This window comes from Gordonia mangrovi (genome assembly GCF_024734075.1).
GTDB lineage: Bacteria > Actinomycetota > Actinomycetes > Mycobacteriales > Mycobacteriaceae > Gordonia > Gordonia mangrovi.
Genome location: NZ_CP102850.1, coordinates 5,064,999 through 5,084,813, shown reverse-complemented (window position 1 = coordinate 5,084,813; position 19,815 = coordinate 5,064,999). Strand labels below are relative to the sequence as shown.

The window sequence follows — 19,815 nt, the reverse complement described above, 5'->3', positions numbered from 1 at the left end:
CATGAGTCCATGATCCTGTCGCCGCAGCGCGATCCTCGGTTGATCACCATCCGTCGGGGCGGGATGCTCACCGACCACGACCATCACCTGCGGGCGAGGGGTATCCCGGTGCAGGATCGCCGGCGGCATGGCCGTGCGTGCCCACGACGTGGACGTGCTGAGTGGGATCTCGCCGAAGCCGTGATGATCATGCGGTCTGTGTCCCAGATGGCACCTCAGCGGCCCGCCGGACCTTCACTCGGGGTGGTGGGCCGCTGGAGTGCCATCTGGGACACGTCTCCGGAAGATCTCGACGCGACCGCGCTCGAGGTCTAACTCGACGCCATTCGGATGACGCCCATCATCCCGAGATCCTCGTGGTCGAGGATGTGGCAGTGATACACCGTCTTCCCGGGGAACCGGTCGAACGCGATCCGGACGGTGATCGACTGGCGTGCGGGCACATCGATGACGTCACGGACGTCGACGTCGGCGACGTCCACCGTGCCCTGCCGGATCAGTTGCATCGGCCAGATATGAAGGTGGAAAGGATGATTCATAGGCGACTGGTTGGCGATCGTCCACTCCTCGACGGTGCCCGGTCGCACGTTCTGGTCGATCCGGCCGTGATCGAACGTGCGCCCGTCGATCAGAAACTGGCCGCCGCCCATGCCCCCGTTTCCCATGCCCCCGCCACCCGCCATACCGCCGCCCATGCTGAACGTCAGTGTCCGAGTGGCGTCGGCAGGGCGATCCCGCAGATCGGTGGCGACCGCCCGAGTCGGCTCGGCGATCGTCGACCGCTGCACACCGGTGTCCGGGACCAACGACAGCACGGTCGCCTCGGGGGACACGGTGGACTGCCCGCCCATCATGCCCATACCCATCTGGCCGCGGTCGTAGGTGGCCGAGACCAGGTCGGCCGGTGCGGCTGGCACGGTGACCACCAGATCTGCCCGATTGCCCGGTGCGAGTAGCAATCGATCCGCGGTGGTCGGCGCGGACAGGCGTGCGCTATCGAGGCCACGGATCTCCGCGTTCAGGCCGGCGAGTTGCAGATCGAGGTAGCGACTCGCGCACGCGTTGATCAGCAGCAGCCGCTCATTGCTGCCGGCGGGTGCGTGCAGCGCCGGGCGGATCCGTCCGTTGGTCAGCAGCGTTTCGCCGGTCCGTCCGGCCCTGCGCTCCATCGGCGTGACGGCGGCGACCTGCCCGCCGCGGTAGGTCACATCCGAGATGACGACCACTCGAGGTGCACCTGCGGTCCAGTCCTCCTCGTCGACGATGATGGCGCCGTAGAGCCCGGCGAACAGCTGGTCGGCCACCGTGCCGTGGTGGTGGGGGTGATACCAGCAGACCCCCGACGGGTGATCGTCGGGGAGGACGATCTCGTAGTCGAAGGTGTCGCCGGGACCGATGCGGATGAACGGGTTGTCACTGTTGCCGTCCGCGGAGACCACCAGGCCGTGGGTGTGCAGGTTGGTGGGGTGGTCGAGACCGTTGTGCAGATGTACGAGCAGGCGATCGCCCGGATGCAGATGCAGGGTGGGGCCGGGGACGGTTCCGTTGTAGGTCAGCATCCGGACGGTCGTCCCGCCGACCGTCACGTCGGACTCGGCGAGGGTGAGATCGAGCTCGAGGATGCCGTCCTCGGAGGTGATGACCTGGGGTTCGGCCCATGCGGCGGACGAACCGTCGGAGTCCGCCGGCGACGACGATCGCGTGCCGACTATCAGTCCGGTGGCCCCCGCCGCGACCGCGCCGAGACCGAGCGCCCCGACGGTCAGGACCTGCCGTCGGGAGATCGGTTCGCTCATCGGTGCTGAATCCCCTCTCGGTCGCGTACTCGCGATCGTCTGTTCCGTCACCTCTATACCCAGAGGGGTATAAGACTCAGCGTACGCGTCGCCTGGAAGTTGTACCGCCCGGCGGCAACAGGACGATACGAGATGACCTACGCCTCTCGTCGTGGACCTGCCGGACGAGTGAGATGAGGTCATGGCGGTTCACATATTGTCCGAGGAACGCAAGACCCGGCTCGAGCATGCGCTCGACACCAAGTCGGTGGCCATCGGAGTGTGGCTGTATCGACGAACCCACGGTCGGATCACGTCATTGTGGCGGCGCCGGGCGATCGTGCTGACCACCACCGGCCGCCGGTCGGGTCGCGACCGCACCGTTCTGGTCCAGGTCTTCGAGGACGGCTCGCAGTTGTACGTCGTCGCCGCCAACAGCGGGATGGACCGACCACCGGGCTGGTTTCACAATCTGCGCGCTCACCCGCAGCTGATCGGCGAGTTGGACGGTCGCCGACTGCAGTTGCGCGCCGACCTCCTCACCGAGGATGACGCGGCCGACAAGTGGCCGTGGATACTCACCATCGCACCCGACTACGACCGCTACGAACGTCGACTCGGCCGGATTCCGCCGATCTTTCGGCTCGTTGCCGATGAGCAGCATCAGTGATTCTCGAGAAGAGATCACGGAACAGATGGGGCGGGACACGGGGAGATGACCGATGTCAGTGTGCGAGGCGGGCGATGGCGTCGACTTCCGTCGAGAGGGCGTCGGCCATCGTGTCGGCGGGAATCGCGGCTGCGGTGTGCACACCCCAGGACAGCATTCCGGCGTACGAGGCCGCGACGATGCTGATGCGCACGTTGCCACCGAGCGTTCCGACCGCATGCATGTCGAGAAGGGGCGCACCATCGAAGCTGAGGCGATGTGCCGGACCCCGTACGTCACTGGTGACCATACCGATTCGGCGTTGATGCAGGCTGTAGCGAACGAATTGACGCATCATCCAACGACTGTGGACCGGTGGGAACTCACCTGCGTGACGTGCGTCGGCGATCGCGGGTGCGGCGCCGGTGTGGATCGCACGTATGCGCTCGACACGGTCGTCGATGCGCAGCGGCAGAGGCACGAGCGCCGAACCGATGGCGTTGCCCTGTCCCTGACGCCGGGCGAGAGCCACCGGGACCGACACCGCCACCGATTCCGGAGGGTTCTCGCCGAGCGACCGCAACGTCGTGCTCACCGCGCCGGCGACGGCCGCCAGCACGCCCTCGTTGACCGTGCCATCGGCGGCGAGCGCCCCGGCACGCAATGCTGACAGCCCGATTTCGCCGAACCGGACCGAATGGGGCCCATCGGTCGTGCCCAGCAGCGAACTCGTCGTGGGCACCCGACTGCCGGTGACGACCTTCCAGAGTTGGCCGAGACCTCGGCGCCGCGCCGCATCATCGCCGATGGTCGGCGGTCGGACAGCGGTGAGAGCGGGATCTGGGTCGGCCAGCGAGGCGAGCATCGCCGCGGCGGCCAGGCCGTCGGCCACGGCATGGTGGATGCGGATGACGACTCCGGCATGCCCGGGGCTGATCCGCGGGACCAGGACTATCTCCCACAGTGGATATGCCCGGTCCAGTCGTACGGCCATGCGTTGTGCGCACAGTCCTTCGAGGCTTGTCGCGGCGACTGTACGGATGTGGCGATCCGGGTCGACGGTGGCGTCGCGCCAGCGCCACACGCGGCCTGCGGTGTCGGCGATCTGGCACAGACGCGGCACTCCCAGTGCGCGGCGGCCCAAGATCTGCCGGGCCCGGTTGAGATCGATACCGCCGTCTGGGTCGACGAATCCGCCCGGACCCAGATGCCCGGCCAGCGCAAACGTGTTGACACGGTCGGCGGAGTCGAACACCAGGTTGGCGACATCGGCCGGGCCGATCACGGCGTCACCGGGTGGACGTATCTCACTCACGTCTCGATTGTTCCCGACCCGGGTGATTGTCACGGCCGGAACGCGACGAATCAGCGTGCAGGAGAGGTGAAGAAGAGCCACAGCTGTGTCGCACGTGGTCGATCAGATGGACTCTTCGGGTCTGTCCACATCCTCGAGCGCCGAGCCGTCGCCGAGTTTGCCGGTCGCGACGACGCTGATGCTGCCATCGGTTTCGAGGACGACGGCGGCGACCGCGTCCACATCGCCGACTCCTGCCGCGCGGATCGCCTGGTGCACCTCGGCGACGGCGACACGTTGTCGGGCGAGCGCGCCGGCGAGGACGATGCCGTTGTCGACCAGCAAGGTCGGCCGTGCGGTCACCGCCGAACGTACGCCGGGCCGCCGCGTCGTGACCCATGCGACCACGTACTGCAGGGCGGCGAGAACTGCCAGGGCGACGACACCTTCGGCGAACGACACGTCCGAACTGAGCAGGATGGTGGCCAGCGTGGAACCCAACGCCACGGTCACCACGAGATCGAAGGCATTGAGTTTGGCCAACGTGCGTTTGCCGGAGATGCGCAGGGTGACGACCAGCGTCGCATAAGCCGCGGTGCCCACGGCGAGTACCCGGATGATGTCAGACCACGAATCGAACCACATGAGCCCTACATACCCGCTTGCCCGACCGGCGACACCGACGCGGCGAGACCCGTGCCACGAGGGCTCATGCGCGTCGTCATGCCGATAGGGTCGAACAGGATTCCCGGTTCGACCGCGCGTGATCGGCCGTGTTGGATCGGCAATGTGTCGAAGATTCGAGAGGAATACATGAGGCAGATCGCTTCCCGTCGCACCACATTCGTTGCCGGACTGTCCGCGGTCACGTTGATCGCGGCGGCATGCGGCAGCGACGAGTCGACAGACGACGCCACATCGCAGGCCCCGTCGGTCGCGGCATCGTCGTCAGTGGCATCGTCGTCGATGGCAGTGCCCAGCGAGGAGACCACAACAGAAGAGGTTGTCGAGACGACAGCCGAGGCCGCTGGAGCCGACGTGACGATCATGGGGGAGCGCGACGTCGAGGTGACGCTGACCGGTCCGCTGGCCGTCAAGTACGCGTCGGCGACCGACGCTCAGAAAGACGCCCTCGGCAAGCCGCTGACCGGCGATCACAACGCCGGAACCCGCGAGAGCGGCGTGGTGTTCCAGCAGTTCCAGGGTGGCGTGATCATCGCGAAGAACGACGATCCCGGGACGCCGGCGTATGTGGTCACGTCGGGTGGGATCCGGGATGCCTGGAACACCGAGCGTGCCCCAGACGGCACCCCGTCGCTCACCGGCAAGAACGGCTCGCCCGGGCCGCTGGGAGTGCCCACCAGTGACCTGACCACCGACGGTGACATGGAGGTGGTGATCTTCGAGTACGGCAAGGTCACCGAGAACACCACGACCGGCGAGGTCACCGTGACCGTCAACGGCAAGGTCGTGCCATTGGGTCTGAATTAGCCAGACTTTCGCGAGGAACTGAGGCAGTTGGACAGGCGGAGGACTCCCGCCGGCCCTGCGCCTCAGGCGGTCCGAACCTTCGCGGCCACTGTATTCCTCGGTGCGGTGATTGTGGTTACAGTTGGATGCCCCCGACGGGCTCACAGACCGCGCGACGCCGAGGAGTACATCATGGATGTTGACATCAGTGCCGGACCCGCCTTCGCCATGGGCACGATCACCGTTCCGCCGGGTGGATCGGTTCGGGTCGAGGCCGGCGCGATGGCGATGACCCGTGGTGACATTCAGATCGAGACCTCCACCCGCGGTGGCTTTTTCAAGGGTCTGCGGCGCAGCCTCGGCGGGGAGAGCTTCTTTGTCAACGACTTTCACTCCGGGTCCGGAGGGCAAGTGGGTGTCGCCGCGACCCTGCCCGGCGACATGACCTCGCTCATGCTCGACGGAAGGACGGCGCTGCTGGTGCAATCCGGGTCCTGGATAGCGTCGGATCCCAGTATCGACGTCGATTCGAAATGGGGCGGACACAAGTCGTTCTTCAGCGGTGAAGGGCTCATCCTGCTCCGCTGCACCGGTGCGGGCGGGCTGCTGTTGTCGTCCTACGGCGCGATCGTCGCCACCGAGCTCGCCGCCGGCGAGGCGCTGACTCTCGACACCGGCCACGTGGTGGCCTTCGACGAGTCGGTGCAGTACAAGGTCCGCAAGGCCGGAAGCTGGAAATCGACACTGCTCGGTGGCGAGGGACTGGTCACCGACTTCGTGGGCCCCGGACGCGTCTGGTTGCAGACGCGGTCGAGCAACGACCTGATCGATTGGATCAAGGAGGTCAACCCCCAGCGGTCCAGCTCCTAGTGGTGGTCATCACAGTTCGCGACGTACCAGATGCGGTGCGCGATCCGAGGCGACACCTGAACCCAAATTGGCAGTAGCCGCTCGCGGATAAGGTATACGCCACGCCGACGGCATTCGTATATGTCGTTCATTCGACGGCACTCGAGGAATTCAGCTGCGGCGCAGCACAATAGCAGGGCATTTTGCAGTTGACCCTGCATATTCGATTGCTGCAAATTCCTCAGGCTTCAACGGGCCCACACCACTTGTCTTACAGATTGTCCTACAATTGGACGATGGCTGACACCATCACATTCCGACCCGATGAAGACACCTCTCGGGCGCTGTCGATCCTGACGGAAGACGGTACGCCCGTATCTGCCGCGGTCCGTGCTGCGCTCATCGACGCAGCAAGGCTCAAGGCTGCCAAGTCGCTACGCGAGGAGGCGGAAGCGCTGGCCGGGGACCCGATCGATCGAGCTGAGGTCGCGCAGGTGCTTCGGGACATGGAGGCGCTACGTGCGAGGTGAGGTGTACCGACTTCGCGCTCCCAAGGATGTCCGCGGCCATGAACAGGTAGGCCCCCGCTACGCGGTGGTGGCGCAATCCGACCAGTTGCCGCTTTCGACCTGGCTGGTCGCGCCGACATCGACGTCGGCGCGTGCCGCGACATTCAGGCCTGAAGTAGAGGTCGCAGGTCGGACAACGAGGGTCCTGGCTGAGCAGGTTGCGGCGGTTGATCCTGGGCGACTCGGAGGCAGCGTGGGCTACCTGACTCATGAAGAGTTGCGGCGCGTCGACGCTGCACTCCGGGTGGTTCTCGAGTTGTAGATGGCTGACAAAACTCACCGCGGTGCGTCGGTTTCTCTGGCCCCTGTCGATTAGAGACTCGAGCTGAGGTCAGTCTCAGGGGCGACTCACGGGTATGACGCGAACGATGTCGTCCAAGCCTTCGAAGTCGTTGGGGTTGGTGGTGTAGAGGGGGAGCCTGGCTGCGGACGAAACAGATGCGATCATGAGGTCCGCTACTCGTCTCCGCGGCGTTCTTCCGCGAGCTTGGACCGCGGCGCTGATGCGGCCGAATGCGCGAGCAGCATCGGCGCCGAACGGTAAGGGGTCGAACTCGTTCTCGACGCGCTGGAGAACATCGGCGCGGCGTGCGCGTTCGTCGGAGGCCTGTGGGTCGTCGCCAGTTACCAGGTGTACGCCAGCGGAGAGCACAGCCAAGGTGATCGCACTAATTGCCATCTCGTCCGGCCCCGCCGTGCTTCGTCAGGCATACGGGTCGCTCAACGTCCCGTCGGATACGCGGTCCTGATCAGATCGGAACTTCTCTACATCAATCAATGGAGCCGACACCGAGCCGCGGGCGAACTCTGCGCGGGAAACTAAGCTACGTCGTCGACGTAGGGGGACGAGTTCCCCCAATCCCACGGCCGTCGCGGGTAACCGTGAACGAATCGCCGGACTCCACCGCGTCCATGATCTCTTTGGAACGCATGCGGAGGTCGCGTTGGCTTACTTCGCGCGGCGCACTCATGTGCTACAGGATAGGACGGAATGGCACGAGGTACGTGCGAACGCCAGCGTTCGCCGCGCAAGCCCACAAGCAGTCGGTTCTCGTGGCAGAGGCCGACGCGGACGGGGATGAGCAGGATCTGGTCGAGGCTGTCGCCGCGCCTTGGAGTGCGCCGATGACGAGCCGACTCATCGAGGGGTCGGCAGCCGAATCCATGGCCACCAGTAACGGCGCGCTCCTGAATAGTGTTGCAGCGCAATATGCAGGAATTTGCTGGTTACGCTGCATATTCAATTGCTGCATATTCCAATCACTCGAACCGGGGCGCGCAGCCTGGCTAACTGGTAGCTTCGCGCGGGAGCAAGCCTAGGCGTAGGAAGTGGTGCGGCGTGGCGAACGAACGAGCGGGGTGCTGACCGGTCAGATAGGCCGCTTCGCTGTGCCGTACGACTCCGGTTCGCAGGAATCTCCCGCGTGACTCTTGGGCAACTCCATGCGACCAAAGTCAACTATAGTTGTGTTACTCTAACTTTAGTTGCAACCTCAGGAGGTGTCGTGCGTGCAATTGAACAAACCATTTGCCACGGTAACGCCGACCCTGGACGGAGACGTACTCGCGGTGTTGGCGTCCGCAGACGCTACGTTCACGATCAGCCAGGTCCATCGTATTCTCACCACGGCGTCGGCTGAGGGCATCCGCAAGGTCCTCAACCGACTCGCCATTCAGGGCGTGGTGTTGCACGACCAGGTGGGTAGGACGAATACCTATCGACTCAACACTGAACACCTCGCCGCTGAGCCGATCATGGCGTTGGCACGTCTGAACTCCGCGTTTCTGAACCGTCTCGAAGAGCACCTCCGAGAGTGGGGTAAGACGCTGCGGTACGCTGCGGTTTTCGGGTCGGCGGCGACGGGGCATATGCGGCGAGACAGCGACATTGACCTGATCCTGGTGCGCGCCGGGGACTGGGGCCGCGAAGGTGACGACGTGTGGGGGCATCGGGTGACAGAGGTTGCCCGGCTCATCACAGCGTGGACCGGCAACGACGGCCGCATAGTCGAGTACGCTGCGGACGAATTCCGCGCCGCGGCTGCCGCGGGTGAACCTCTGCTTCGTGACGTAGCGAAGCAAGGCCTCACCGTTGCGGGTACGCGGTCCTGGTTCAACGCGCAGCTGCGCCCCGCGTCGGGGAGGTTCTGATGGCGTCGCAGCGCGACTGTGACTCCGCGGTCATCGCAGGGCGGATGTCGAAGGCGAACGAGTTCTTGGATGCCGCTGACCATCTCGGGGAGGAGATGCCCAACGCCGCTGGGGACTTGTACGTCGACGCTGGCATCGCAGCCTCAGACGTTATCTGCTGTGTTCGCCTTGGTGTGCACTCCAATACCGGCAACCACGCCGAGGCTGCAGCCCTCCTGAAGCGTGCGGACAGCGGATCCGAGCGACACCTGAACACGCTGTTGAACCTGAAGAACAAGGCTGCGTACACGCATCAGGACCTAACCTCCGCGGAGCTAAAGCGGATGATCCGCGCAGCGCAGCACTTGGATGAGTCGGCCAAACTGGCCGTAGCCGCTCGCGGATAGCGCACACGCCGGCTCACTGAGTTCGGAGTCTCAGATCTGTGTCATCGAGTCTCAACTTGGGTGTCAAAGTCTCATCTACCTTGTCATCCGACAACGGCACGCTGCTGAATATAGTGTTGCGGCGCAGCGCTATACGCAGCCATTTACTGGTAACCCTGCATATTCGATTGCTGCATATCACCATTGGCGCGGAGCAGGCCGGTGTATCACCGGACTGCCAGGTGGTACACTCGTCTGGTGCCGACAACGCGTCCCAGATATCAGGTGACAGAGACACCGGCGATTGCCCGCGCCTTGGACAGGGCGGCGAGGCGATGGCCCGGAGAGCCTCGATCAAGGCTGCTCGTGCGACTTGTCGAGGTGGGAGGAAACGTGCTCGAGAGTGACGAGAACGCCGACAAGCAGGACCACCAGGCCGCGGTTTTGGCCAGTGCGGGCCGCTATCCCGAGGCATTCGGTCGCGACTATCTCACGGAGCTGAGAGCGGACTGGCCGGCGTGATTGCATTGGATGCCAGTGTGCTGATCGCTCATTTGAATCCTGCCGATCCGCATCATCGAGCTGCCACCGAAGTCTTATTGGCCGGCACGCCCGGGGAGATGTTCGTGCACACGATCACAATGGCGGAGGTTCTGGTTGGCGGCGTCCGGGTGGGACAAGGCGCCTCGATGCGCGAAGACATCACTGCCGCTGGCATCGCGATCGCAGCCCACGATGACCTAGAGCCGCTACGCCTTGCCGAACTACGCGCCAGCACTGGGCTGAAGTTGCCCGACTGTTGCGTCCTCGATGTCGCGATACGACACCAAGCAAGCCTTGCAACCTTCGACAATGCCCTGGCCGCGGAGGCCGCGAAGCGCGGCGTGTCTGCGGTCCGAGGTTGAGTGCATAACCCGTTGGGCAACAGGTCAATACACAGCAGGCTACTGGCAACCCTGCATATTCGGTTGCTGCATAGTCGTCGCCGGATTTCACACGCTGGCCACTCGGCAGCGTTACATGTAACATGTTGACCAGGGCAGTCAGGGACAGGGTCGGTGAGTATCGCCGCCGAATGCGGGAGCGCGGATTGCGACCGTTGCAGGTCTGGGTTCCCGATGTACGTACTCCGGAGTTTGCTGCGCAAGCCCACGCGCAGTCGGTTCTCGTCGCGCAAGCCGATGAGGGCGAGCAGGGTTTCGTCGAGGCTGTTGCGGCACCCTGGGACGACGAGGCGTGATTCGCGGCGAGATCTGGACCGTGGCGGGTGGTATGTATGCGCCTAAGCACAGCCTGGCCACTCCGTGGCGTTACATGTAACATTGGGCCATGGCAGTGAGGGACAGGGTGGGTGAGTATCGCCGCCGGATGCGGGAGCGCGGTTTGCGACCGTTGCAGGTCTGGGTTCCCGATGTACGTACTCCGGAGTTTGCTGCGCAAGCCCACGCGCAGTCGGTTCTCGTCGCGCAAGCCGATGAGGGCGAGCAGGGTTTCGTCGAGGCTGTTGCGGCACCCTGGGACGACGAGGCGTGATTCGCGGCGAGATCTGGACCGTGGCGGGTGGCGTGTATGCATCCAAGCCGCGGCCTGCTGTCATCGTCCAGGACGACCTCTTCGATTCAACGCTGTCGGTGGTGGTTGCGCCGATGACGAGCCAGCTCATCGAGGCGCCATTGTTGCGGATTCGTATCCCAGGAGACCGGGATACGATCTCGGGCCTCGATCGGGACAGCGACGTGATGATTGACAAGCTGACCGCGGTCCGGCGGTCGAATGTACTGACGCGTGTTGGCCGTCTGACATCCGAGCAGCTCGTGGAAGTCGAACGCTCGTTGATGGCGTTCCTGGGACTCGCCCGATGATGACGTGTAGGCAAATAGGGGGCCGGCGAATCACATAGCCGACGAAAACGACGCACCTGACTAGTGTTGCGGCGCGGCGCAATACGCAGTGGATTACTGGTAACCCTGCATATTCGATTGCTGCATATTCTCCGACGGCGTGTGTATCACCGGTGATACACTAGTAGCATGACCGACCTGGTGAGTGTCAGAGACCTTCGTAACAACGGTGGCGAGGTGCTGCGCAGGGTCGCGCGTGGCGAGCGTGTCGTCGTCACGCGCGACGGCGAGCCAGTGGCCGAACTCAGGTCTCTGCCCAGAAAGAGTGTGAACGCGGCCGAGCTGATTCGGCGGCGCGCCCATCTTCCGCAGATCGACCCGGACGCCCTGCGGTCTGACATCGATAGCGTGTTGGATTCGTCCCTGTGACGGGGCCGGTCGATACAACGCGGGGGATGCTTGACACCTCCACGGTGATTTTGCTCGGCAGACTGGCGGATCCCGGCGAGCTGCCCCAGGAGTCGGTGATAAGTGCGATTACCCTTGCGGAGCTTTCGGTTGGCCCGCACGTCGCGCGAACCCACCGCGAGCGAAGTGCTCGGCAACAGCACGTACAGCAGGCGGAAGCGGATTTCGAGGTGCTGGCATTCACTGCCGAGAGCGCGCGAGCTTTCGGCGGCGTCGCGGCGGCACTACGCTCATCGGGGCGAAAGCCCAGTGCGCGGGCATATGACGCATTAATCGCGGCCTGCGCCATCGCGAACGGCATTCCGCTGTACACCTGCAACCCAAGTGATTTTCTTGGCATACCCCAACTAGAGCTACGTTCGGTGACGCATCCAGATGCTGGAGCCTGAGGGCTGCGTTTCCTTCATTTCTGATGCGCGAGGTCATTGGCACCCGTGACGCGGCACTTGACCGCCGGGTGTCGCGGGTGTTCCGCCAGCGCAGTCTCATCGCGGTGTCACCTGAGTCCCAAGTAGGGTGACCAACCTCCCGAGTACGTTGTCATCAAACAGGCACTCCGGCACCTGAATACCGTTGTACTGCAAGCAATACGCAGTGGGTTACTTGACATAATGTATCTTATCGGCATACAACCAGGCGAATCGAAGCAGGCGCGCGAGAACTGGGTGTCGATGATCGCCCAAATTGGCGAAATTTCATCGAGGTGGCGAATCCGACGTCTGTTTGTCGGCGTCTCACTACACAGCGGCCGAGTGTCTGCCATTAGCCAAGTAGGCGACACAGTTGACGCTGCTAGAAGTTGTTGCCGACCTGCATGTTTCGTCAATCTTCCTGCCAGCGACCCCGCTCGCAGTTCCCCAACGAGTGCCCCCACCAAAACGTCACAGTGACGAATCTCGCGCTCGCGACGGGCACTACACTCTTGCGGTCACTCCACCAGATCCCGGTCGACGTTTCGCTCAGCGCTGCCACCGGCACCCACCTCGAGATCGCCAGTCAACTGTGGACGGAGGTGCGCCATCGCTGCGTTGTCGGAGGGAACGGCGTCGTGAACGGCGTAGCCGGTTGTGCCGCACCGATATCGACGGATCGGCAGGGTGGATCCGCGGGAACTCGTGCAGCTACTCGGTTCAAAATTCGTCGCAGCGCCACAGGACTGTGTCCGGCAGGCGGTAGACGGCGAAGCCCCCGACGCTATCGTGCGCTATCGTTGAAGCGTAAGCGTTAGGAGGGGTTGTGATGAGTAACCCGGCACGTGCCCGCCGTCCCGCCGCGGTCAGCCAAGGCATGAAGGACCTCGACGAGATCTTGCTGGCGGTGAACCGTGGGGAGCGCCCACACCTTGACGAACTCACAACTATCGTGACGAGTCTGCACCAGATCGAGAACTCCACCCGCGTACCGATGGTCGACCTTCTTCGGGCCCTCGCCGAGAGCGTCTCCCCCGTCCCGTCGTCACCGTCGTCGCAGACGATCACCGCTGATCAGGAATCCGCACTGCGGGCGGCTGGATCATTCGTGGATGAGATGCCGCCCGCAGCGCAGCGGGCCTCGACGACCACCATCCAACGCACCAGTGACCTTCTCGCGACCGCGCTGACCACCGATGAGGCCGCCGCCAGGCTAGGGGTGACGGCGGGACGCGTTCGGCAGCGAGTGTCGAACCGCACGCTCTTGGCGGTGAAGGTCAGCACGGCACATCGGCTTCCTGCCTTCCAGTTCACCGACGACGGGGATCTCCCCGGCTGGGATCGAGTCGCGCCGGCATTCCCCACGACCGCGCACCCGACTGCAGTCGCGTGGTTCATGCAGACTCCGCACCCCGACCTCACCGTCGGCGGCGAGCTGCTGTCGCCTCGCGGCTGGCTGCGCAGCGGGGGAGACGCCGAGCATGTCGTTGACATCATCACGACCGCGTTCGTGGTCCACGCTTCGTGACCGAGTACCTACCGCCACCGGACCCATCCCGATTCCCACGCCTCGACGACGACCACCTACGGGAACTTGGGACCGGCGTGTCGGTTGGCCGCATCTACTTCGCTGGCGGCCGATACCCGGCGCCATGGGACGACTTCCGGTGGTTTGGTCCCACCAAGTCCCGCTTCGACCATCACCTGCCTCCGGCAGGCATGCACGACGATCGCGCGATCATGTACCTGGGGGCCGGGCTTCGCGACAGCCGGGGGCGCACCATGTCCGTGCTGGAAACTGCGCTGGTGGAGTGTTTCCGCGACACCGGTACCGTCGACGCGCGTACAGACCTGCCCCACCTCGTACTATTCACCCCCGTCCGGCCGCTGCGGCTCCTGGACCTCGCCGACAGCGAGTGGGTGACCGCCGCCGGCGGCAACGCCGCCATCTCCAGCGGTCGCCGCGACATCTCCCGACAGTGGGCGACCGCGATCCACGCCCACTACACCGGCCACCATGCTGTCGATGGGCTGATCTACACCACCTCCAACAAACCCGCCAACCGCTCGATCGCACTCTGGGAACGCGCAGTCGACGCACTCCCAGCCAGGCCAGCCTTCAACGAACCCCTCGACCACCTCGCTTTGCGTCCTGCAGTCGAAACTTTCGCCCACCGCATCGGACTCTCCCTCATCACCTAGTGTCCCGCGTCGGAAATTCGTTTCATGAGTTCGGCGGTCCAGGTGGATGCATCGCGAGGCGGCGGAGGAAGCAGGTACTGGATGTACCTGCGACGACGCCAACGAAGAGAGGCGCCGCCTGGGCGTCGAAATCATCAACGAACTTCCGACGCGGGACACTAGCAGGCGCAGCAACACCGCAATCGGCGCCCACCGATCACGTGCGGACCGGACAAGTAGACAATTATATGAGCGGATGTACTCGCCCCTGATGTCTGCCGGGGCGGTCCAGATAGTATGCTCGACAAAGCATCTCGGCGTCCACGTCTTGTGTCCGACCGCTCTGCCAACATTTGGCGGAGGCCACCCAGCACGTCACTACCGCACGGCTGAAAACCCCTCTCCTACCGTGGACTCACCAGCTTGAGTACGCACGGTTAGACCCGTTGGCGCACTGCGGGAGAGGAGAAGAACAATGAATCCGACGGCCACCGAGGACACGCGGGCCCCCGAGAACCCCGATAGCCAGTCGATGTCGAATCGATTCCTCAAGGTTCCGAGCGGGTGGAAGTAGCATCACGCGGGCTTCGCTTGCCCGTTGCGGACGAATCGCTCGAATTCATGCAGGTCAGCGCGTCGCCGTTCGCCCACTCCCCTGCGCGCTAACTAGCAGAGCTCGCTGTGTTGCCTGGCCTCACCCATACGCTCTTGCGCCGCGCGTCATCAGACTCTCCATGTCGTCGCGTCCGGCGATATGTCAGCACCCTCGACGTGGGATTTGCGGCCGACACATCAGCTGCCGGAGAACGATGCCCATCGGCCGCCGCCCTGGACCGCAGAGCGGCTCGTCGACGAAAAACGGGAGATGACTATTCGATCGGTTGACTGACGACCGTTGGCACAACCCAGGCACCATTCGGGCTAGAGTGAGCGGGTTCGCGGTATCGATCGAGGGGGGCGACCGTTGGGACTGGTCCTACTGGTGATCGGCCTTGTCGGGCTCACGTTCTCGGTGCTGTCCATCATCGGCTTCGACATCGGCGAGGTCGACATCGATCTCGGCGACAGCGGTGTCGGCCTGTTGTCGGTGCTCTCCCCCTTCGTCACCGGGTTCGGGGTGATCGGCGGGGTGCTGCTCACCTTCACCTCAGCGAACCCCCTGGTGGTGCTGGGCGCCGGACTGGCAACCGGCCTGGTGTTCGCGGTGGCGTCCTTCGCGGTGCTGGGCTACCTCGTCGGAGCCGAGGAGGAGTTGCCCTCGGTGGACATGCTGGGTCGCGAGGTCCGGATCGTGGAACCGGTGACGCCCGGCCGCATCGGCAGCGGCGAGGTGCAGACCCCGCTCGGAGCCCGTCGGGTGTCGGTCACAGCCCGCGAGTCATTCGGCCACAACGACGTGGTCAACATCGTCGCCCGGGTCGATGAACGCGACCTCTACCTCGTGGAGCGCATCTTCGAACTACCCGACTCCACCTGAGACACATTGAAAGGGATTCATGTCTGAGTCGCTGTGGACGGTCGTCATCGCCGTCGGACTGTTGGTGATCATCGTACTGGGACTGATGTCGCGGTACCGGGTTCCGGGTGCCGAGGAGGCCTTCATCGTCACCGGCACCGGTAAGGGCCACCAGGGCAAGGTTTATCGGGGCACGGGCACCTTCGTACTCCCGGTGGTGCAGAAGTCGACGCGGGTGCGGTTGACATCGATCAAGGCCGACCTGGACACCAAGACGCCGGCCAACGACGGCATCGAACTCACCGTCCGCGGTGTCGCGGTGGTCAAGGTGGGTGATGCCCCGGAGGCGATCCTCAAGGCCGGCCCGCGTTTCGGCGATGACCTCGCTCGGGTGAACGCCCTGGTCACCGAACAACTCTCCGGTGAGTTGCGTTCCATCGTGGGCACCATGACCGCCAAGAGCATATTGGTCGACCGCCAGGCCCTCGTCGATCAGGTGGCACGGTCGGTGCAGGAGACGCTGCAGAATCAGGGGCTGGTGCTCGACAGTTTCTCCATCAACGACATCCAGGACACCGACGGGCAGTACTTCAACGATCTCGCGGCCCGCGAACGTTCGGATCAGGCCGCCATCGCCGCCCGGTCCCGCGCCGAGGCCCACCGGGTCGCCGAGGAGAGTCGAATCGCCAACGAGCAGGCGGTGATCGAGCAGCAACGTGAACTCGACATCGAACGGGAGACCGCCCGCGAGGCGACCGACCGGGCGCGCGCCGAAGCCGACGCTGTGCGACCGCTCGTCGAGGCGGAGCGTCGCCGGATCCAGGTCGAGAAGGACAACGAGGTCGCCGAGCAGCAGGCCCGGCTGCGTGAGACCCAGCTCGACGCCGAGGTCCGCCGGCCGGCCGAAGCCGAGCTGTTCGCCGCCCAGCAGCGCGCGGCGGCCAAGAAGGCCGAGATCACCGCGGAGGCCGAAGCCAAGGCCACCAGTATCCGCATCACCGGCGAAGCCGAGGCCGAAGCTCTCGAGAAGCGGGCCGACGCCCTCGGCAGGCTCGACCGGGTCGGACAGCTCGAACTCGTCCTCGACAAGCTGCCGGCGATCGTCGCCGCGGCCACCGAACCGCTCGCCGATGCCAACGTCACCCTCGTCGGTGAGTCGCTGCATCCATTGGCGAAGGGCGCCGGCACCGGTCTGACCAGCACGCTGGAGATCATCAAGAGCACGACCGGCATCGACGTGGCCGGGATGCTCACCGCGACCGCCGGACACACCGAAGACGACGACCCCGACGGTGCGGTGACGCAGCCGACCTGAGACCACCTCCGGTGCGCGTCGAGTATCCGAGCGCGTCCCGGACGCCGTCCATGATCTGTTCGATGGCGCCGGTGCAGAACTCACGGGTGACGGCAACACGCGGGCGGCCCATTCTCGGTCCGGTGCTTTCTGTGCGGATCTGTCCTCTCTCCGCACGTAGTCCCTAGGCTGGACCACACACCACTACAGGAGGGTGCAGCATGGGCAACTATCCCGCGGCCTACCAGGCGACCGAGAACGGCGCGCTGAGTGTCGACCGCGCCTTCTACGATCGGCTCGCCGACGCCACTGACGGTCGAGAACTGATCGAGCAGTTCACGGTTCCGATCCGGTCCGGTCGGGCCTGGGTCGTTCCGGCTGGGCACGTCTGTCGGCTGCTCACCCCGGAAGGCCCACAGGTCGGTGACTTCAACGTGTGGAACCTGCACGATCCGCGAGAACGGATGTGGGCGGCTCGCACCCGACAACTCCAACGCGCCCACGTCAGCACCTACGACCGGATCTGGTCGAACCTGCCGTTCCTGCGTCCCCTGCTGACCGTGGTCGCCGACTCGCTGGCCGACTACGGCGTCGACGGCGACGGTGGACGCGTCCACGATCTGCTCGGCACCCGGTGCGACCCGTATGTCAATCGGATGCTCACCGGGGAGGACTTCGACTTCCACTGCCACTCGAACCTTACTCGCGCCGTCCTCCCCTACGGCCTGACCGAGTTCGACGTGCACGACGTGCTCAACGTGTTCCAGTGCACCGGCCTCAACGACGAGGACCGCTACTTCATGAAAGCGTGCCCCGCCCAGGCGGGCGACTACTTCGAGTTCTTCGCCGAGACCGACCTGCTGTGTGCGATGTCGACGTGTCCGGGCGGGGATCTGTCGGTGCACATGTGGGGACCCGACGCCGGGGATCCTCTCGAGGTGTGTCGGCCGCTGGCGGTCGAGGTCCACCGGGTGCCCGGCACCCTGCTCGATGGTTGGCACGAACCCCCACGGGCGGCCTATCGCAATGTGCACGGTATGCGCATGCCGAATTGGGGTGACGACGCCCGAGGAACTCGGTGGCAGGAGTGACAAGAGCGCTTGCGCGGGTTGTGCGGCTGAGGCCCATACATTTCCCGCGTCTTGTGTAAGGCTGTGCGTCCGCTGTGGATGGACGGTAGGCCTGTGGATACGGACGAGGGGCTCAGCGCCCAATGCCCCTACTGTTGCCCCCATGTCGAGGAAACACCGCACACCGAGACCGGGCCGCCGAGGCCGCACGCATGGCAGGCGCGAGGTCGATCGCGCACGTCCGTGGTTGGCCGGCGGTCTGCCGCGAATACACCGGGAACTGGTCCAGGCATATCGCGATCTGTCTGTCGAATGGGCGGCGTACCTGGACATGATCGGTGCGCGCGACACCGCGTACAAAACTGAGCTGGACGCGCTTGCCGGCGCCGGGCGTGGTCCAGGCGACGCCGATTTCGATGAGGTCGTGACACAGCAACTGGACAACGACTCGCTCAACCGCATGCTCTGCGGGAACCTGATGCACACGACCACGGCGGTTGAGGTGCTGCGCAACCTGACGCCGGTTTGGGTGCCCCAAGCGGTGAATGACGCGCTCGCGTCGATCGAGGTTTCGGCAGGAGACGCGCGAAGCCTGACGGGCATAGGCGGGTCCGGACTGTTCGTCTTCAGCAAGTCCCCGATCCGGGCTCGCGAGAGCCTTCCCGGCGGAGCGACGATGCCCGAGGTCGACGTCGACGGCGTGCTGTGGTGGACGAAAACCCTGGAGCGCGGTGGTGCGTCTGCAGTCACGGCAGACCGTCCGCGCCGACTGATGCTGGCACCACTGACGCGCAGTCGTGATCTGCAATGGCTGCGCGGCGACGGATGGCGGTCGTCGACCCTCACCGAGGTGACATGTTTCGACGTCACCACAGTCCGTGGTGCCGATGTGCCAGGGCCGCTCTGGCCCTGTGTCGAGCTGCTGGCGAGAATCGGAACCGCGCTGCAGGACAACATCCTCCACTACACCGACGGATCGATCGCCACGCTCGACGCGGCCTGAGGAGGGGTGGGCCCGACGGTCGGGAGGCGAACCCCTACGCTCCGCTGCCGAAAACGTCGTCTTCGATGTATCGGCGTAGAGCGTCCGCCGCTTCTAACGCTGTCCAGACCTGGTTGTAGTCCAGGCTACGGTACCGATGGTCGACGACTATGCGTATTCCGATGATCAGATCCCAAGGCTGCCCGGCGTAAGCGTTGCGGAACTCCACGGGAAGGTGGCTAGCGGCCTCGCCGATCCGCCCGACGACAGCTTCGGCAGCGCGCTGCTGGCGCCACTGTGTCAGCAGAACGGATCTTCCGTCGTCGACCAACTGCCGGGCTTCGCCGCAGTAGTCGATGAGGTCGTGGAGTCGGTCGACAACACGGTCCCCATATCGCTCGCGGAGTGCATCACCGACGCCGTAGGACGTCACAGAGGTACCGCGTCGCTGAGCACACGCCGGGAAAAGCGATCATCAACGAGCGCGCCTTCGCTGACCACATCGACGTCAATGCCGAGCAGGTCGCTGAGTTCGGACATCAAGACGCCCACTTCGCCAAGGTGCGTGTCCGGAAGGAACGTGACGAGTAGATCGAGGTCACTGTCAAGCGTGTCGATACCCCTTGCGGCGCTACCGAACACCCGGACATTCGAGCCTCGGTGGGCGCTGACCAGGTCACGGATCTCGTTGCGATACCGGCGGAGCAGAACCGTTGGACGCTGCCTGGTGGCCGCCTCGACGCGATTGGCTACATCTGGGGTTATCGTCCGCCCGCCGCTCTCGTACGCGGATATGTGGGGTTGCGCGATCCCGCATGCAATAGCCAATTGCGACTGTGTCATGCCGGCGCGCTGCCGTCGGCTACTGAATTCGGCGGCATCCATAACACGACGATATACCACTCTTGGTATATCGTCGTCCGGTTCGCTGACTTGCGGCCGGCGCTCGCCGACAATGGGGACACTGCTGATCAGAGCGGTGCGAAAACCT

At 64.6% G+C, this 19,815-nt stretch carries 27 protein-coding genes; 21 read left to right on the top strand and 6 right to left on the bottom strand.

Annotated elements, in window-relative coordinates; genetic code table 11:
* Positions 1 to 9 precede the first annotated feature (9 nt).
* Complete coding sequence (locus tag NWF22_RS23080; protein WP_202399088.1) at positions 10 to 315, top strand: hypothetical protein; 306 nt, start codon at positions 10 to 12, stop codon at positions 313 to 315.
* Here NWF22_RS23080 and NWF22_RS23075 read toward each other — a convergent pair.
* Positions 312 to 1,796 carry a multicopper oxidase family protein gene (locus tag NWF22_RS23075; protein ID WP_160904317.1) on the bottom strand — a complete coding sequence of 495 codons (1,485 nt, stop codon included), beginning with the start codon at positions 1,794 to 1,796 and terminating at the stop codon, positions 312 to 314. The genes NWF22_RS23080 and NWF22_RS23075 overlap by 4 nt on opposite strands.
* A gap of 181 nt (positions 1,797 to 1,977) precedes the next feature.
* Here NWF22_RS23075 and NWF22_RS23070 point away from each other — a divergent pair, with 181 nt between their 5' ends.
* Entirely contained in the window at positions 1,978 to 2,445 is a 468-nt protein-coding gene (locus tag NWF22_RS23070; RefSeq protein WP_160904318.1) for a nitroreductase/quinone reductase family protein, read from the top strand.
* Positions 2,446 to 2,500: 55 nt separating this feature from the next.
* Here the strand turns inward: NWF22_RS23070 and NWF22_RS23065 are convergent, their stop codons facing one another.
* Entirely contained in the window at positions 2,501 to 3,739 is a 1,239-nt protein-coding gene (locus NWF22_RS23065; RefSeq protein WP_160904319.1) for a wax ester/triacylglycerol synthase domain-containing protein, read from the bottom strand.
* A gap of 102 nt (positions 3,740 to 3,841) precedes the next feature.
* A complete protein-coding gene (locus NWF22_RS23060; RefSeq protein WP_160904320.1) occupies positions 3,842 to 4,363 on the bottom strand; it encodes a DUF421 domain-containing protein in 522 nt (173 codons plus the stop codon).
* 168 nt (positions 4,364 to 4,531) lie between these two features.
* Between NWF22_RS23060 and NWF22_RS23055 the strand changes: the two genes are divergently transcribed.
* The 4 genes from NWF22_RS23055 to NWF22_RS23040 all read left to right on the top strand — a co-directional run bounded on the left by NWF22_RS23055 (position 4,532) and on the right by NWF22_RS23040 (position 6,868).
* Complete coding sequence (locus NWF22_RS23055) at positions 4,532 to 5,209, top strand: LGFP repeat-containing protein (RefSeq protein ID WP_160904321.1); 678 nt, start codon at positions 4,532 to 4,534, stop codon at positions 5,207 to 5,209.
* 171 nt (positions 5,210 to 5,380) lie between these two features.
* Positions 5,381 to 6,058, top strand: a complete 678-nt coding sequence (locus NWF22_RS23050; RefSeq protein ID WP_160904322.1) for a TIGR00266 family protein — start codon at positions 5,381 to 5,383, stop codon at positions 6,056 to 6,058.
* Positions 6,059 to 6,333: 275 nt separating this feature from the next.
* A complete protein-coding gene (locus NWF22_RS23045; RefSeq protein ID WP_160904323.1) occupies positions 6,334 to 6,567 on the top strand; it encodes a hypothetical protein in 234 nt (77 codons plus the stop codon).
* Positions 6,557 to 6,868: a type II toxin-antitoxin system PemK/MazF family toxin gene (locus NWF22_RS23040; RefSeq protein ID WP_160904324.1), complete on the top strand. Its 312-nt coding sequence runs from the start codon at positions 6,557 to 6,559 to the stop codon at positions 6,866 to 6,868. The genes NWF22_RS23045 and NWF22_RS23040 overlap by 11 nt, the downstream gene beginning before the upstream one ends.
* Positions 6,869 to 6,943: 75 nt before the next feature.
* On the opposite strand, the gene NWF22_RS24610 is transcribed toward NWF22_RS23040, so the two are convergent.
* The gene (locus NWF22_RS24610) at positions 6,944 to 7,285 is read right to left on the bottom strand and encodes a PIN domain-containing protein (protein WP_325064879.1); all 342 of its coding nucleotides are present in this window, start codon (positions 7,283 to 7,285) and stop codon (positions 6,944 to 6,946) included.
* Positions 7,286 to 8,115: 830 nt separating this feature from the next.
* Between NWF22_RS24610 and NWF22_RS23035 the strand changes: the two genes are divergently transcribed.
* The 15 genes from NWF22_RS23035 to NWF22_RS22965 all read left to right on the top strand — a co-directional run bounded on the left by NWF22_RS23035 (position 8,116) and on the right by NWF22_RS22965 (position 18,845).
* Complete coding sequence (locus NWF22_RS23035) at positions 8,116 to 8,757, top strand: nucleotidyltransferase domain-containing protein (RefSeq protein ID WP_160904325.1); 642 nt, start codon at positions 8,116 to 8,118, stop codon at positions 8,755 to 8,757.
* Positions 8,757 to 9,143 (top strand): hypothetical protein, encoded by a 387-nt coding sequence (locus NWF22_RS23030; RefSeq protein WP_160904326.1) that lies wholly within the window; start codon positions 8,757 to 8,759, stop codon positions 9,141 to 9,143. The genes NWF22_RS23035 and NWF22_RS23030 overlap by 1 nt, the downstream gene beginning before the upstream one ends.
* Before the next feature lie 372 nt (positions 9,144 to 9,515).
* Complete coding sequence (locus tag NWF22_RS23025; protein WP_258321256.1) at positions 9,516 to 9,644, top strand: hypothetical protein; 129 nt, start codon at positions 9,516 to 9,518, stop codon at positions 9,642 to 9,644.
* Entirely contained in the window at positions 9,641 to 10,027 is a 387-nt protein-coding gene (locus NWF22_RS23020; RefSeq protein ID WP_160904327.1) for a type II toxin-antitoxin system VapC family toxin, read from the top strand. Before NWF22_RS23025 ends, NWF22_RS23020 begins: the two co-directional genes overlap by 4 nt.
* 170 nt (positions 10,028 to 10,197) lie before the next feature.
* On the top strand, positions 10,198 to 10,362 hold the full coding sequence (locus NWF22_RS23015; protein ID WP_258321255.1) for an antitoxin MazE family protein: 165 nt from the start codon (positions 10,198 to 10,200) through the stop codon (positions 10,360 to 10,362).
* An 89-nt stretch (positions 10,363 to 10,451) separates the two neighbouring features.
* Positions 10,452 to 10,655: an antitoxin MazE-like protein gene (locus NWF22_RS23010; RefSeq protein WP_160902222.1), complete on the top strand. Its 204-nt coding sequence runs from the start codon at positions 10,452 to 10,454 to the stop codon at positions 10,653 to 10,655.
* A complete protein-coding gene (locus NWF22_RS23005) occupies positions 10,652 to 10,984 on the top strand; it encodes a type II toxin-antitoxin system PemK/MazF family toxin (protein WP_160902223.1) in 333 nt (110 codons plus the stop codon). Before NWF22_RS23010 ends, NWF22_RS23005 begins: the two co-directional genes overlap by 4 nt.
* Before the next feature lie 168 nt (positions 10,985 to 11,152).
* Entirely contained in the window at positions 11,153 to 11,392 is a 240-nt protein-coding gene (locus NWF22_RS23000; protein WP_160902224.1) for a type II toxin-antitoxin system Phd/YefM family antitoxin, read from the top strand.
* 26 nt (positions 11,393 to 11,418) lie between these two features.
* Entirely contained in the window at positions 11,419 to 11,820 is a 402-nt protein-coding gene (locus NWF22_RS22995) for a type II toxin-antitoxin system VapC family toxin (RefSeq protein ID WP_160902225.1), read from the top strand.
* Positions 11,821 to 12,670: 850 nt separating this feature from the next.
* A complete protein-coding gene (locus NWF22_RS22990) occupies positions 12,671 to 13,369 on the top strand; it encodes a MerR family transcriptional regulator (RefSeq protein WP_160902226.1) in 699 nt (232 codons plus the stop codon).
* The gene (locus NWF22_RS22985) at positions 13,366 to 14,043 is read left to right on the top strand and encodes a hypothetical protein (protein ID WP_160902227.1); all 678 of its coding nucleotides are present in this window, start codon (positions 13,366 to 13,368) and stop codon (positions 14,041 to 14,043) included. Before NWF22_RS22990 ends, NWF22_RS22985 begins: the two co-directional genes overlap by 4 nt.
* Before the next feature lie 961 nt (positions 14,044 to 15,004).
* Positions 15,005 to 15,499 carry a hypothetical protein gene (locus NWF22_RS22980; RefSeq protein ID WP_258321254.1) on the top strand — a complete coding sequence of 165 codons (495 nt, stop codon included), beginning with the start codon at positions 15,005 to 15,007 and terminating at the stop codon, positions 15,497 to 15,499.
* Positions 15,500 to 15,518: 19 nt separating this feature from the next.
* Positions 15,519 to 16,793 carry a flotillin family protein gene (locus NWF22_RS22975; protein WP_160902229.1) on the top strand — a complete coding sequence of 425 codons (1,275 nt, stop codon included), beginning with the start codon at positions 15,519 to 15,521 and terminating at the stop codon, positions 16,791 to 16,793.
* Positions 16,794 to 16,993: 200 nt separating this feature from the next.
* The gene (locus tag NWF22_RS22970) at positions 16,994 to 17,863 is read left to right on the top strand and encodes an urea carboxylase-associated family protein (RefSeq protein ID WP_160902230.1); all 870 of its coding nucleotides are present in this window, start codon (positions 16,994 to 16,996) and stop codon (positions 17,861 to 17,863) included.
* A gap of 226 nt (positions 17,864 to 18,089) precedes the next feature.
* Complete coding sequence (locus NWF22_RS22965; RefSeq protein ID WP_160902231.1) at positions 18,090 to 18,845, top strand: hypothetical protein; 756 nt, start codon at positions 18,090 to 18,092, stop codon at positions 18,843 to 18,845.
* A 34-nt stretch (positions 18,846 to 18,879) separates the two neighbouring features.
* Here the strand turns inward: NWF22_RS22965 and NWF22_RS22960 are convergent, their stop codons facing one another.
* Together NWF22_RS22960 and NWF22_RS22955 are read right to left on the bottom strand one after the other, a co-directional pair.
* The gene (locus NWF22_RS22960) at positions 18,880 to 19,257 is read right to left on the bottom strand and encodes a HepT-like ribonuclease domain-containing protein (RefSeq protein WP_160902232.1); all 378 of its coding nucleotides are present in this window, start codon (positions 19,255 to 19,257) and stop codon (positions 18,880 to 18,882) included.
* A complete protein-coding gene (locus NWF22_RS22955) occupies positions 19,254 to 19,709 on the bottom strand; it encodes a helix-turn-helix domain-containing protein (RefSeq protein WP_160902233.1) in 456 nt (151 codons plus the stop codon). Before NWF22_RS22955 ends, NWF22_RS22960 begins: the two co-directional genes overlap by 4 nt.
* Positions 19,710 to 19,815 lie beyond the last annotated feature (106 nt).

Coding starts and splice junctions, on each gene's coding strand:
- NWF22_RS23055 (WP_160904321.1), top strand. CDS start 4,532: ATGAGGCAGATCGCTTCCCGTCGCACCACATTCGTTGCCGGACTGTCC.
- NWF22_RS23080 (WP_202399088.1), top strand. CDS start 10: ATGATCCTGTCGCCGCAGCGCGATCCTCGGTTGATCACCATCCGTCGG.
- NWF22_RS23070 (WP_160904318.1), top strand. CDS start 1,978: ATGGCGGTTCACATATTGTCCGAGGAACGCAAGACCCGGCTCGAGCAT.
- NWF22_RS23075 (WP_160904317.1), bottom strand. CDS start 1,796: ATGAGCGAACCGATCTCCCGACGGCAGGTCCTGACCGTCGGGGCGCTC.
- NWF22_RS23045 (WP_160904323.1), top strand. CDS start 6,334: ATGGCTGACACCATCACATTCCGACCCGATGAAGACACCTCTCGGGCG.
- NWF22_RS23030 (WP_160904326.1), top strand. CDS start 8,757: ATGGCGTCGCAGCGCGACTGTGACTCCGCGGTCATCGCAGGGCGGATG.
- NWF22_RS23010 (WP_160902222.1), top strand. CDS start 10,452: ATGGCAGTGAGGGACAGGGTGGGTGAGTATCGCCGCCGGATGCGGGAG.
- NWF22_RS23015 (WP_258321255.1), top strand. CDS start 10,198: ATGCGGGAGCGCGGATTGCGACCGTTGCAGGTCTGGGTTCCCGATGTA.
- NWF22_RS22990 (WP_160902226.1), top strand. CDS start 12,671: ATGAGTAACCCGGCACGTGCCCGCCGTCCCGCCGCGGTCAGCCAAGGC.
- NWF22_RS22995 (WP_160902225.1), top strand. CDS start 11,419: ATGCTTGACACCTCCACGGTGATTTTGCTCGGCAGACTGGCGGATCCC.
- NWF22_RS22955 (WP_160902233.1), bottom strand. CDS start 19,709: ATGGATGCCGCCGAATTCAGTAGCCGACGGCAGCGCGCCGGCATGACA.
- NWF22_RS24610 (WP_325064879.1), bottom strand. CDS start 7,285: ATGGCAATTAGTGCGATCACCTTGGCTGTGCTCTCCGCTGGCGTACAC.
- NWF22_RS23060 (WP_160904320.1), bottom strand. CDS start 4,363: ATGTGGTTCGATTCGTGGTCTGACATCATCCGGGTACTCGCCGTGGGC.
- NWF22_RS22975 (WP_160902229.1), top strand. CDS start 15,519: ATGTCTGAGTCGCTGTGGACGGTCGTCATCGCCGTCGGACTGTTGGTG.
- NWF22_RS22970 (WP_160902230.1), top strand. CDS start 16,994: ATGGGCAACTATCCCGCGGCCTACCAGGCGACCGAGAACGGCGCGCTG.
- NWF22_RS23000 (WP_160902224.1), top strand. CDS start 11,153: ATGACCGACCTGGTGAGTGTCAGAGACCTTCGTAACAACGGTGGCGAG.
- NWF22_RS23050 (WP_160904322.1), top strand. CDS start 5,381: ATGGATGTTGACATCAGTGCCGGACCCGCCTTCGCCATGGGCACGATC.